This window comes from Niallia sp. FSL W8-0951 (genome assembly GCF_038006525.1).
GTDB lineage: Bacteria > Bacillota > Bacilli > Bacillales > Cytobacillaceae > Niallia > Niallia circulans.
Genome location: NZ_JBBOVK010000001.1, coordinates 1,619,861 through 1,632,606, shown reverse-complemented (window position 1 = coordinate 1,632,606; position 12,746 = coordinate 1,619,861). Strand labels below are relative to the sequence as shown.

General features: G+C 33.5%; 13 protein-coding genes. 8 read left to right on the top strand and 5 right to left on the bottom strand.

Annotated elements, in window-relative coordinates; genetic code table 11:
• The first annotated feature begins 78 nt into the window (after window positions 1–78).
• Together NSS71_RS07790 and NSS71_RS07785 are read left to right on the top strand one after the other, a co-directional pair.
• Window positions 79–984 carry a CobW family GTP-binding protein gene (locus NSS71_RS07790; RefSeq protein WP_047940467.1) on the top strand — a complete coding sequence of 302 codons (906 nt, stop codon included), beginning with the start codon at window positions 79–81 and terminating at the stop codon, window positions 982–984.
• 95 nt (window positions 985–1,079) lie between these two features.
• A complete protein-coding gene (locus NSS71_RS07785) occupies window positions 1,080–1,907 on the top strand; it encodes a hypothetical protein (RefSeq protein WP_341151405.1) in 828 nt (275 codons plus the stop codon).
• Window positions 1,908–2,345: 438 nt separating this feature from the next.
• Here the strand turns inward: NSS71_RS07785 and NSS71_RS07780 are convergent, their stop codons facing one another.
• On the bottom strand, window positions 2,346–2,591 hold the full coding sequence (locus NSS71_RS07780) for a hypothetical protein (protein ID WP_047940468.1): 246 nt from the start codon (window positions 2,589–2,591) through the stop codon (window positions 2,346–2,348).
• 456 nt (window positions 2,592–3,047) lie between these two features.
• Here NSS71_RS07780 and NSS71_RS07775 point away from each other — a divergent pair, with 456 nt between their 5' ends.
• Window positions 3,048–3,929, top strand: coding sequence for a CAP domain-containing protein (locus NSS71_RS07775; protein ID WP_144580809.1), 882 nt, complete (start codon window positions 3,048–3,050; stop codon window positions 3,927–3,929).
• A 246-nt stretch (window positions 3,930–4,175) separates the two neighbouring features.
• Window positions 4,176–4,679 carry a GNAT family N-acetyltransferase gene (locus NSS71_RS07770; RefSeq protein WP_047940470.1) on the top strand — a complete coding sequence of 168 codons (504 nt, stop codon included), beginning with the start codon at window positions 4,176–4,178 and terminating at the stop codon, window positions 4,677–4,679.
• A 43-nt stretch (window positions 4,680–4,722) separates the two neighbouring features.
• Here the strand turns inward: NSS71_RS07770 and NSS71_RS07765 are convergent, their stop codons facing one another.
• From NSS71_RS07765 to NSS71_RS07755, 3 genes are all read right to left on the bottom strand, one after another.
• On the bottom strand, window positions 4,723–5,154 hold the full coding sequence (locus NSS71_RS07765; RefSeq protein WP_047940471.1) for an Hsp20/alpha crystallin family protein: 432 nt from the start codon (window positions 5,152–5,154) through the stop codon (window positions 4,723–4,725).
• Window positions 5,155–5,172: 18 nt separating this feature from the next.
• The gene (locus NSS71_RS07760) at window positions 5,173–5,655 is read right to left on the bottom strand and encodes an Hsp20/alpha crystallin family protein (protein WP_047940472.1); all 483 of its coding nucleotides are present in this window, start codon (window positions 5,653–5,655) and stop codon (window positions 5,173–5,175) included.
• A 152-nt stretch (window positions 5,656–5,807) separates the two neighbouring features.
• The gene (locus tag NSS71_RS07755; RefSeq protein WP_047940473.1) at window positions 5,808–7,172 is read right to left on the bottom strand and encodes an MATE family efflux transporter; all 1,365 of its coding nucleotides are present in this window, start codon (window positions 7,170–7,172) and stop codon (window positions 5,808–5,810) included.
• 292 nt (window positions 7,173–7,464) lie between these two features.
• On the opposite strand from NSS71_RS07755, the gene NSS71_RS07750 reads away from it, so the two are divergent.
• The 3 genes from NSS71_RS07750 to NSS71_RS07740 all read left to right on the top strand — a co-directional run bounded on the left by NSS71_RS07750 (window position 7,465) and on the right by NSS71_RS07740 (window position 10,867).
• Complete coding sequence (locus tag NSS71_RS07750) at window positions 7,465–7,797, top strand: ArsR/SmtB family transcription factor (RefSeq protein WP_061796405.1); 333 nt, start codon at window positions 7,465–7,467, stop codon at window positions 7,795–7,797.
• Between the two features lie 43 nt (window positions 7,798–7,840).
• On the top strand, window positions 7,841–9,139 hold the full coding sequence (locus NSS71_RS07745) for an arsenic transporter (RefSeq protein WP_047940475.1): 1,299 nt from the start codon (window positions 7,841–7,843) through the stop codon (window positions 9,137–9,139).
• Window positions 9,140–9,223: 84 nt separating this feature from the next.
• Window positions 9,224–10,867: an FAD-dependent oxidoreductase gene (locus tag NSS71_RS07740; RefSeq protein WP_047940476.1), complete on the top strand. Its 1,644-nt coding sequence runs from the start codon at window positions 9,224–9,226 to the stop codon at window positions 10,865–10,867.
• Between the two features lie 147 nt (window positions 10,868–11,014).
• Here the strand turns inward: NSS71_RS07740 and NSS71_RS07735 are convergent, their stop codons facing one another.
• The gene (locus NSS71_RS07735) at window positions 11,015–11,572 is read right to left on the bottom strand and encodes a GNAT family N-acetyltransferase (protein WP_047940477.1); all 558 of its coding nucleotides are present in this window, start codon (window positions 11,570–11,572) and stop codon (window positions 11,015–11,017) included.
• A 461-nt stretch (window positions 11,573–12,033) separates the two neighbouring features.
• On the opposite strand from NSS71_RS07735, the gene NSS71_RS07730 reads away from it, so the two are divergent.
• Complete coding sequence (locus NSS71_RS07730) at window positions 12,034–12,372, top strand: DUF4870 domain-containing protein (RefSeq protein ID WP_047940478.1); 339 nt, start codon at window positions 12,034–12,036, stop codon at window positions 12,370–12,372.
• The last annotated feature ends 374 nt before the right edge of the window (window positions 12,373–12,746 follow it).

The window sequence follows — 12,746 nt, the reverse complement described above, 5'->3', positions numbered from 1 at the left end:
CCTCTTTTTCTTAGGCTGTTTTCAAAAAGTAAGCATGCTCTTTTTTCAAAAATTATTATAAATAAAGGAAGATATAAGATGAAACAGACAGATATATACGTCCTCTCCGGATTTTTAGGTAGTGGAAAAACAACATTATTAAAAGAAATATTAAAAAAAGAGAAAGAGCTTGGCAGAAAAGTGGCTGTCTTAATGAATGAATTAGGCAGGATTTCCATTGACTCTAATGAAATAGATGGTGATATTCCATTAAAAGAGTTACTTGGTGGGTGTGTATGCTGCACGATCCAAGATGAAGTGGAAGCACAAATACAAACATTATTAGTGGAAGAAAAACCAGATGTTATTTATTTTGAAACAACTGGAGCTGCTCATCCTGTTGAAACGATAGATGGGATTCTTTCTCCTCTTTTTGCCAATCGTCTACGATTCAAAGGAATCATAACAGTTATAGATGGAAGACAGTGGCTTGAGCGATCAGCTTTAAACGCACCAATTCAACAACTTATTCTAGAGCAAGCAAGGCATGCAAGTATATTAATTATTAATAAAGAAGACGAGTTAACAGAAGCTGAAAAAGCAAAAATTAGCTTTGAGCTTCAATCGATTAATCCACATGCTTTTAGTTTGCTGACTACTTATTCCAAATTCCCTTTTGAAAAATTACTCCAAATGGAGAGCCATTACTATAAGGATATCGAAAAAACATCCATCCATTCTTTGCATTTAAGTACATTTGTTTATACATTCCAAAAGAGCATTGGAGCAGACCAATTTGAAGATTTCTTAAGAGAGCTGCCTGATACGATCTATCGCATAAAAGGATATGTTCAATTTCACCAAGCAAAACATCCAGACTTATTTCAATATTCATACGGCATGCCTTTATTTATGAGAGAAGACATGAAAATGCCACTGAATATGGTGTTTATTGGAGAAAATGTCGATTGGAAGAAGATAGGGGCAGCGTTGGATCAATTATAAATAGCATGATATTTTAACAATTGAAGATAAATCAGAGTACGGAGAAGAAAATAGGGCAAACTTTCAATAGGAAATCATATTGAAGGTGGTTTATTGTGAACAAGAAAAAATTCCTATTACTTTTTCTTTGTTGTATTCTTATAGCTCCGGCACCTTTAGTGATGGGAGCCGAAGAAAATATTTCTTCCCCGATTAGTTTTGATATTCAATTATTACCATGGAATGCCATTAATGAGATTATTCCAAAATATAGCAAATTTACTATTTTAGATATTGAAACAGGTAAGCAGTTTAAGGTACAACGGAGAGCGGGCAGCCAACATGCAGATGTACAGCCATTAACTGTAAAAGATACAAAGATAATGAAAGGTATTTATGAAGGGAAATGGAGTTGGAGAAGAAGAGCGATTCTCATTATGGTAAATGATCAATGGTTCGCAGCTTCCATGCATGGCATGCCTCATGGAGCAGGTGCCTTAGCAAATAACTTTCCTGGACATTTTTGTGTGCATTTTTTAGGGAGCACAACACATAAAACAGATAAGATGGATTTTTCTCATAAATTAATGATCTATAAAGCAGCAGGTCAATTAAGACAGTACTTAGAACAAATGAATCCCAATGATGTAGTCAAAGCCTTTATCGCAGGGATAAAAGAAAAAGATGCAACCATTTTATCATACATTACAACGAAGCAAGATTGGTCTTCAGAACTAGCTATGATAGAGAATATCAAAATAAATCGTTTAAGTGTGGTTAATCCTGAAGTTTATGAGCAGGCGCTGCAAGTTACTCTTACCATTGAATGTAATGTATATATGAAAAATGCCAGAACAAGAAATATAAAAAAAGATCTAGTATTAGTTCGGACTTCACCATTAGAAGGATGGAAGGTAAAAGTGAAGGAACATCCGTTTGAATAGTTCAGGTAAAAGATAGAGAGTGGGACATAAGTAATTCAACCAAATCTAACTCCGAACAATTATACGTACACACTAAAAAATTCGTATAATTGTTTGGTTTTTTTATTTATTTTAAGAAAGAAGGTTTGTGGTAATCACCCGCAGCCTGAATACACTTCGCTTTCCATGGGGCGAGCGCCAAGCCTCCTCTTTCCTGTGTGGTCTTGGACTTTCTCGCAGCTCCCATAGGAGTCTACGTGTATCATGGCTGCTCCATTTAGTTTCTTTTGAAATAAATGCTGGAAAGAAATAATCTTTAAAAACGGTGTGAAATGGAATGTCTGTAACGTAATGGGACGAGTTGGTTTCACCTCTAAATTAGAGATTGTTCGTCTTTAACCATTATATATTTTGTTTTGTCCCACCCACATTTTTTACCATTATGCTTAAATCCGTTTATTATCCTTTCATTTCTCCAAACTTAATAAAGGTTTTTTCATCTTCAACCAAACCACAAGCAGCGCATTGAATTCGATAATCTGGACCAGTATATCCCATATGAAAAGGAGATAAATTCTCAGATGAATATTCCTCTATAACATTGCCTGTTTGCGGATCTAGCTTAACGGATTGAGGAACTTGCTGAATAATATTAAAGCGACTGCGATTTGTTTTGCAATTGGGGCAGCAATACGGTTTGTTCATATCAATACTCCATTCTTTATAAGGTATTTTAATCCATATTAGGTTTCCAAATTTACCGTTTTTTATGCATTCTAAGGAGTAAGAATAAACACTGAAAGCTTGTAATAAACCCTAAATTTTTGTAAACTGTTTGTCTTTAATGTTATTTAAAGTTAGTCCAAAAAAGTTTGTCAAGGATGTTTTTTAATCTAAAATATAGTTCAGTTACTATAAAATATAAAAAAAGGATTTTATAACCATTCATATTTTGTAGAAACAAAGGGAGATAAATTAGTTGATATAGCTATTAACCTATTATATATCCCTTTTTTACCCATGTGAAATGATTCCAATTTCTTTCTATTGGTTTTAATATCCAGAAATATGACAAAAAAACGTATGGTATGATGTTGTTGTAAGTCGAAACAACAAAATCTACGACTATTTCGATTTGGATAACCAAGGAGGAAATAAACAATGAAAAAGAAGAATTTAATTTTTTCAGTGGCAGCTGCTTCAACATTATTGATGGCAACTCCACTAGCAAATAAAGCGGAGGCTTCAACGATTCAACCACAAGAAGCTAAAACAATCTATCAAGCACACAATCTTTCAGAAGAACAGTTAAATAAAATTTTCCATAATATATCTTCTAATTATCATATAGATATAGATAAAGTTTTGAACGAGTTAATAGGATCTATGGATAACCAACAGGCTTTTTATCCTGTTACTAAACAGAAGGAAACATCAAAAGAAGTACAAAAAGAAACAGTCAAACCAAAAGAAGTACAGAAAGAAACAGTCAAACCAAAAGAAGTACAGAAAGAAACAGTCAAACCGAAAGAAGTACAAAAAGAAACAGCGAAACCAAAAGAAACTAGTAATGTACAGCAGCAACCAAATTCAAAATCTAATACAACACAACAAAATACTACCCCTGAATCTACAAAAAGCAATTCAGCTAATGCAAGTTCTTCCGTGAGCGCATTTGAAAAGCAAGTAGTAGATTTAACGAATAAAGAAAGAGCGAAGAATGGATTGCCAGCACTTACTCTAGATAATGAATTAAGTAAAGTTGCAAAAGCAAAGTCACAAGATATGAGTGCAAATAATTATTTTGATCACACAAGCCCAACATACGGAAGCCCATTTGATATGATGAAACAATTTGGTGTAACGTATAAAGCAGCCGGAGAAAATATTGCCAAAGGTCAAAGAACGCCAGAAGAAGTAGTAAATGCATGGATGAATAGTGAAGGTCATCGTGCGAATATTTTAAGCAATAAATTTACCCATATTGGTGTTGGTTATGTAGAAAATGGTAATTATTGGACGCAGCAATTTATTGGTAAATAAAGTATAAATTCCGCAACTTTAAAAATACAGCTTCAATCTATTGATGATGAGGCTGTATTTTTTTGTGTCCGGATATATTTTTATCTGAAAAATGGAAATTCTAGAATAAGCGCTATTATTAATCAAAATAGTGGTATTTTTGATTAGAAATTTATATAATGATTTTTCCTGAATATCTACTTTTATATAAAGCAAAATAAAGAATAGGACATCAGGTAATAAATTATTGTATAGGAGAAATTATTTGTGGAAATTAGACAAGGACATATAGATGATTTACCAGTTATTATGGAGATTGTAAAAAAGGCTTTGGTCATTATGCAAGAAGAAGGTAATGATCAATGGTCTCATAAATATCCAAACGAAGCCAGCTTCCTGGCTGATATGGAAAACAATAATCTATTTGTAGCTATTATGGATGATAAAGTCGTTGGTTCTATTACAATAGATCGAATTGGCGGTAAAAATTATGAGAAAATTGATTGGAGTTATGATAATAAGGAATATATGGTTTTACACCGTTTAGTTGTTGATCCTGATATTCGTGGAGGCGGCATTGCAAGTAACTTACTAGCATTTGCTGAAGTGTATGCGATTGAACAAGATATTTTTTACTTAAAAACGGATACATATTCATTAAATGATAAGGCCCAAAACTTATTTGTGAAGAATGGATATAATAAGGTTGGTTCAACATTTTTTGATGGAAAAGACAAACCGTTTTATTGCTATGATAAATTATTTCTATAATTATTATCGGTAAATTTAAAGAGGATAATTAGTCGGAGGGAAGTTACTTTCCCTCCTTTTCTTTATAGGGAAAAGAAAGCTGTAATATTCCATTATCATATTTCTTGTCAATATCTTTTTGATTTACATAATTGGGTATTGTTATATTTTTAATAAAATGTTTGTTTTGCCGTTCTTTTAAAAGATAGGCACAATCAGGAATAATGGTTTGGTAATAACCTTCAATACATAAAAGATTGTTATTTAAATGTATCGAAAGCTGATTCATATCTATTCCTGGTAACTCTATGTCAATATAATATCGAGAATGGAATAGATAAAAATCGCAAGCAGGAAACGCATCACTATTTTTTATGGATGCAGATGGATGGGAGAACCATGCTTTTTCATTTGATCCAAACATATCTTTCCAGTAGTCTTCCTTATGACTATTCTCTGAAAATTGATAGATTTTTTTTAAGTTATCAAAACTCATAAAAATCTCCTCTTTCTATTAATTCATTTCTGTAACATCAATCTCTGAATAGTGAATATCAATATTCTTTTGAATTCTTATTTCTAAAATATCATCTTTATAAAGTGCGACAGATCCTTTTTTTCGAACAATTGCTGGAAGTGTGATTGTGTGTTTATCTTCAAATAAGGGGATATGCTGTATAATAAGTTGATTGGATGTATAGAAAATCTTAATATGCTCTAACCAGCTGCTATCAAGAATAGGAATTCTGACATAGACATGATGATGTGTTTCAAAAACAACATAATTAAATTTCTCGGCATGGTTAAGATTATCGTTACGATAATTTGCTCCTTTTGAAAAGCTCTGAAACATTTTCTCTGGTTCCATTTTTTGTAGAGATTCAGGCATAAGTTTATCCATCATTTCTTGCACATACTTTTGGATATCTTGCGGATTCATTTGATCCATTCTACTTTTGGCATCTTTATTAAAAGGGAATAAATTCCACGGGAACATTGGAAATTCATCCTTTCTCACTTACAAATATATGCTTATTTTTTATTGTATTCACATATGCCAAAAGTGTGTATTTGCCTAAAGGGAGATTTAGGGCAGGAATTCATTTTCATCTCATAAAAAAGAACTGCGTTAATTGACACAGTTCGGTGTTAATTTTCATATTGTTTATCACTAAATTTGTGTTTTTGAATTTTAAATAGTCTGCTTGTTAAGAAAATTGCACCGGTTGCAAGGCCGATAATGAGTCCAATCCAATAGCCAAAGGGTCCTAAGTTAGTGTAAGTGGCAAGAAGATATCCGCTAGGCAGACCTATTACCCAATATGATAGAAAACTCATGATAAGGGTAACATTTACATCTTTATACCCTCGTAAAGCTCCTTGAATTGGTGCTTGTATTGCATCAGATAGTTGAAAGAATATCGCATAAATAAGAAAGTGGGCTGTTAAATGGAGAACCTCCCAGTCATTCGTATAAATACCAGCAATGTTAGTTCGAAACGTCAAAAGAATCATTCCGCTAATAAATGCGATGATTACAGCAAGTCCAACACCTAACCAACTATAGGCTTTAGCATCTTTTGTTCGTCTAGCTCCAACTTCATAACCAACAAGAATGGTTAAAGCAGTAGAAATGCTGAGGGGAACCATATACAAAAGAGAAGCGAAATTAATAGCTGATTGGTGGGCAGCAATTGTATTGGTATCATAATTGCTCATTAAAATCGTGACTGCGCTAAAAATACTTGTTTCAAAGAATACAGAAAAACCAATCGGGACGCCAATTGTCAATATTTCTTTCCATTTATTCCATGATACGGCCGGAAATTGGCTAAATAACTGAAAAGCTACAAAAGGATTTTTTTTATGGACGATATAAACCGCAATAAAGAGCATTACCCAATAAGTAATACTAGTTGCATACCCAGTTCCCACTCCGCCTAATTCGGGGAAAATCCAAATGCCATTGATTAGTGCAAAATTTAAGAGAATATTAATCGGTATTGCGATTAGCGTTATAAACATGGTAATTTGCGTCTGGCCAAGAGAATCAATAAAAGAACGCAGTACAAAGTATAGAAAAATAGGAATAATTCCGGTACTCAATGCGATTAAGTAATGATATGCGACTCTATAGACATCCTGTTCTAAGCCAAGATTTGCAAGAATCGAATCTAAACAGAAATAACCAATAATTAATAAGGCGATAGCCATACTAAAAGATAAGTATGCTGCTTGGATAACAGAAAATGATACCCCTTTTTGCTCGTTTTTTCCTATTAATTGGGAGACAATCGGAGGTAAAGCAAGCAATATACCACTAAGTCCTGTATATATTGGCGTCCACAAGGAGCTGCCTACTGCTACTCCAGCTAAGTCAACCGGACTATAATGTCCAGACATCGTTGTATCAAAAAAGCTTAATGCAAAAATACCAACCTGGGTAACCAGTACAGGAAATAAAATAATAATCATTTGAGATAGCTTTTGTTTGATAGAATATGTTTGTTTCATCTGCTTGTCCTCTTTCTTTACAATAACGTTTCGTATTATACCATAAATAGGGTGATTGAAGGAGAGAAAAAACGAAAACTTCAAATTTGTTCGTAAAATAGAGGGGGACAACCGCGTTTATTTTTTGGCTTGCAAAGTAAAAGTACTCCCATTATTATGAAGATTCAAAGGATAGGATAGTTTTCTCTAATTATAACAGGATAACAAATACTGATTAATGTGTTTGTTTTTTGTTACCTTTCCCATAAATATATAAGTATATGCTTATATGTAGCATAAATAAGGGGGGAAAATGATGAAGAAAAACCAATCTTTACCTGTATTATCTAAAAAAGAGACAGCAGATGTATTAAAACTGTTAGGAGATAAGACAAGATTATCTATTGTAAGTTTGTTGTCCGAAAAAGCATTTTGTGTATGTGAATTGGTAGAAATATATAATATGTCGCAGCCAGCTATTAGTCAGCATCTCCGTAAAATGAGAGACTTAGAGATTGTTAAAGAACAAAAGAAAGGTCAATGGGTTTTTTATTCATTAAACAAGACATGTAAATATTATGGACTGATAAATGAAATTTTACAATTTTTATCAAATGGATGTGAGGATATAACAGTATTGGAATAAAAAGGGATTAAAATTATATGTAACTAATGGAGGGAGTCTTAATTTGCTACACACATTTTTGGCAATTATTATTTTTCTATTAACATTAACATTTGTGATTTGGCAGCCCAAAAATCTTTCTATTGGTTGGTCTGCTTGTGGGGGAGCAATATTCGCTTTATTAGTCGGGGTAGTGGATTTTAATGATGTTGCAGATGTGACTGGAATTGTTTGGAATGCAACACTTGCATTTATTGCTATTATCATCATTTCCCTTATTTTAGACGAAATAGGTTTTTTTGAATGGGCAGCACTACATATGGCTCGAATGGCTAATGGAAGCGGGCTAAAAATGTTTTTTTATGTTTCCCTTTTAGGTGCTCTTGTGGCAGCTTTATTCGCAAACGATGGTGCAGCGCTTATTTTAACCCCGATTGTGCTGTCGATGGTTCGAGCATTAAAGGTAGAAGAAAGAATGGTTTTTCCATTTATCATGGCAAGTGGGTTTATTGCAGATACAACCTCTTTGCCTCTAGTCGTCAGTAATTTAGTAAATATTGTTTCTGCAGATTTTTTTGAAATCGGATTTGTTGAATATGCTTCTAGAATGATTATTCCCAATTTATTTTCCTTATTGGCAAGTATGCTTGTTCTATATATCTACTTCCGCAAGAGAATTCCTGAAATGTATGATTTAAACCATCTAAAGTTGCCGGCAGAAGCTATTAAGGATCCGCAAATGTTCCGATTTTCTTGGATAATCTTAGCCTTTCTACTAATTGGATATTTTGGCAGTGAATTTCTTGCGATTCCGGTATCCGCTGTTGTTGGCAGCCTTTCACTTGTTTTTCTTGTTTTTGCCAGACGAAGCAAAGCAGTATCCATTAGCAATGTAATAAAAGGAGCGCCGTGGTCAATCGTTTTCTTTTCTATAGGAATGTATGTAGTCATTTACGGACTTCGTAATGTAGGCTTAACTGGCTTGTTATCAAATCTTATTCAAACTGCTTCCGACCATGGACTGTTTCTTGCGACAATAGGGATGGGATTTCTTGCGGCTGTTATTTCTTCTATTATGAATAATATGCCCACTGTTTTGATTGATGCTTTAGCTATAGCGGATACAAATGCAGCAGGAGTAATAAAAGAAGGCTTAATTTATGCTAATATTATCGGTTCGGATTTAGGACCAAAAATTACGCCGATTGGTTCATTAGCTACTTTATTATGGCTTCATGTATTGTCTCAAAAAGGGGTAAAGATTTCATGGGGAACCTACTTTAAGACAGGGATAATTTTAACCATTCCAACCCTTATGATTACATTAATTGGTTTATACTTATGGCTATCAATCATTTCTTAATAGACATTAGAAAAATCGTTTATGGGGTAACAGTACAGGAAAAGATAAATTATAAAATACACTATTGTTTATAGGAGGATGATCATGAAAATTGTTATTATAGGATCAGTAGCGGCAGGTACTTCAGTAGCAACAAAAGCACGCAGAAATGACGAGCAGGCAGAAATCACACTTTATAATGCAGATTATGACATTTCTTACTCCGGTTGTGGAATTCCTTATTTCTTAGGCGGAGAAGTTGATGAATTAGAAACTTTAACACCGAGAAATCCGGCTTGGTTTAAGAAACGATATAATGTTGATATTCTTGTACGGCATGAGGTTATCGCTATAGATGCAAAGCGGAGAAAGATTCAAGTGAAAAACTTGAATACAAGTGAAGTAATTGAGGATATTTATGATGTATTAGTATTTGCAACAGGAGCATCACCCTACACTCCAGCAATGGAGGGGGCAGATAAAGATCATGTTTTCCACATTCGAACCATTCAACATACAAGTGCTATTGACCGATTTATAAAAAAGAACGAGCCAAAAAGAGCTGCGATTATAGGGGCAGGGTATATTGGTTTAGAGATGGCTGAACAGTTAACAAATAGAGGGTTAGATGTTACATTAGTACAACGCAGTGATCACATATTATCACATATGGATATAGATATTGTTACATATGTAGAAGACCATCTAGAAAAAAAAGGAGTTAACCTTCTATTGAATGAGGAAGTTAGTGAAATAACTACTAATGAAATAAAAACAAAATCAGGAAATATTATAGAAACAGATTTGGTTATTTTAGCAACAGGGGTTCGGCCTAATGTTCAGTTAGCAGAGTCAATCGGTGTAAATATAGGACATTCTGGAGCTATTGCCGTAAATAATAAGATGCAAACTAACTTACCTGATGTATATGCGGTAGGGGATGTTGCTGAGAGCTATTCCCTTATAACCGGGAAACCCCTATATCGGCCATTAGGAAGCACAGCAAATAAAATGGGCAGAATAGCCGGTGATGTGATAACCGGAGGATCATTAGAACATAGAGGAATTTTAGGAACTGCTATTCTTCGTGTTTTTGACTTAGCTGTTGGACAAACTGGTATGAACGAAACGGAAGCATTGGAGGAAGGCTATGATATAGAAGTTCTTCATAATATCAAGCCTGCTAGAGCTGAATATTTGGGTGGCAAACAATTAGTAATCAAGGCAATTGCCGATCGGAAAACAGGCAGAATATTGGGTGTACAAATAGTAGGGGAAGAAGGTGTCGATAAAAGAATAGATGTTTTTGTTACAGCCATTACATTTAATGCAAAAGCGGAAGATTTATTTCATCTTGATCTTGCATATGCGCCGCCATTTAGTACGGCAAAAGATCCTGTCATGTATACTGGGATGGCTTTGCATAATGCAATTGAAAAGAAAAATCAATTAATCACGCCAAAAGATTTAACCGCAAGAATAGAAAAAGAGGAATCCATTCAAGTTATTGATACACGAGCTGCACAACAATTTAATGTGTCATGTGTGGATACCGCTATTAATATCCCTTTGGGCGATTTGCGAGAGAAATGCAAGGAGCTAGATCCAAATCGGCTCACTGTTACTTATTGTAATAGTGGTGTAACCGGAAATGCTGCCCAAAATATCCTGCGTAATTTAGGATTCATGAATATCTATAATCTTTCTGGTGGAAATAAGAATTATCAAAGCTATAAAAAGAAGCAATAAATTACTATAATCTTTCAATCAGAGGCGGGGATGAATATATGGAGGGTTTTTTTCATCCAATTCGCTGACAATATTATAGAAGAATAAAATAAGATCAGTGATAGTTATTCTCCTATCGACTGATCTTATTTTATTATCGGAGCTAAATTACGCCTCTCTGCAATCATTTGTCGTCTCTTCCGTATTTTGACGTAATGTGTATAGAGTAAATAAATCTTTAGGAATTTCAAATAGTTGATAAGGGATCCCAGAAGTATTTAAAATTTGTAACAAATTACTTCTTGTTTCATTTGCAGAAACCACATAGGGAAGCTTTTCAGCTGCTTTTAGTGAGCGGATATTATTGCTTCTAATTCGCATTAATATGCTTTCGATATTCAGCTCAAAAAATGCTTCAGCAAAAAATAAATCTTTTGCTATTTGATTGTATCCCATGCCGTGATAAGGTTTTCCTAACCAAGTTCCGAGGAAACCGATATTTTCGTTTATATCATATAGATTTATGGTTCCAATCGGATTTTGCCATTCATCTAATATCGTTCTAGAAATGAGTTCCCCTCTTTCTTCCGCTTCTATAGTCTGTTTGGTAAGAAAAAGGTATTCTTCATAAGAAGAAGCTTTTTGACGCACGAAAGGGAAGACATCAGGATGCGTCATTAAAGGATATAATGCTTGACATTCTTCAAGATCTCTTTTTTTTAACACAATAATCCCTCCATTTGAGAGCAGAACTTATTCATGCATAAGAAAAAGCCCACCCTCGAAATTTTTAATCCAATTGAAAAAAAATTTCGGGGTGGGAATCGAACCCACTAGAACCAAAGCGGTGGCGCACCATTTGCCTTCCCATCTTTAAATATTATCTCATGATAACAAATTACTTTTCTATATCATACAAAATTTCGGTGAAATTGAAAATAGGAAAATACAAACAAATTGTAAAAAATTAATGAATCATTGTAAAGAAAGATAAACTAATTCACAATAGCAGAAAGGGTTTAACTCTTGCCGATAAAGTATATAAACAGGCAAGAAAGAATGATAAATGTCACGGATGAAAGCTTATTTGAATTAATTGGACAATTATTATGAGAAAATGAAACATTTATATAGAATAATCGTATATAATAACATAGCAATTATTATTTTAGTTGGAGGTTTCTTTCATGGATTTAAATAAAGACAGATCATCAAATGATGATAGAGTTTTTGCGATGTTGATTTATGTGTCTAGTTTTTTTACTACTTTTATCGGACCATTAGTTATCTGGCTCGTGAAGAAAGATTCGCCTTTTGTGGATTATCATGGTAAAGAATATTTTAACTTTTTAATTTCCTATGCCATTTATTCCTTCATAGCATGGATTCTTGTGTTTCTTTTAATCGGATTTATTATTTTACCAATAATCGGAATTATGGCATTTGTATTTACAATCATTGCTGCTATTAAGGCTTATGAAGGCCAGGATTATCATATTCCTTTAACGATTCGTTTTATCAAATAATATAGATCATTAACCTTTTTATAATGGCAGCTTATTCGTTTAAATTAGCGACCAATTTCGGTGACTCGCTTTTTAACGAATAGGCTGGCATTTTATTTTTTCTCACATATACATACCAATGTGCTGAAAAAGCTCAACTTCCCTGCATGAACATATAAACCACCATCTACTTCTTCGGTTTTTATATTACCACATTCAAACCTTAATAATAGGTAACATGATAGTTTAGACTCTTTTAAAATTTTTCTTCTAATTAATCATAGATTTCATTAGAAATTAATAGAATAAAAAGAAAGAGAAAGATAAGTGCACAGTCGCGCTAACCTTTCATTATAAGAATGGATATAAAGGAGTCTTCATGATGAATATTGAAA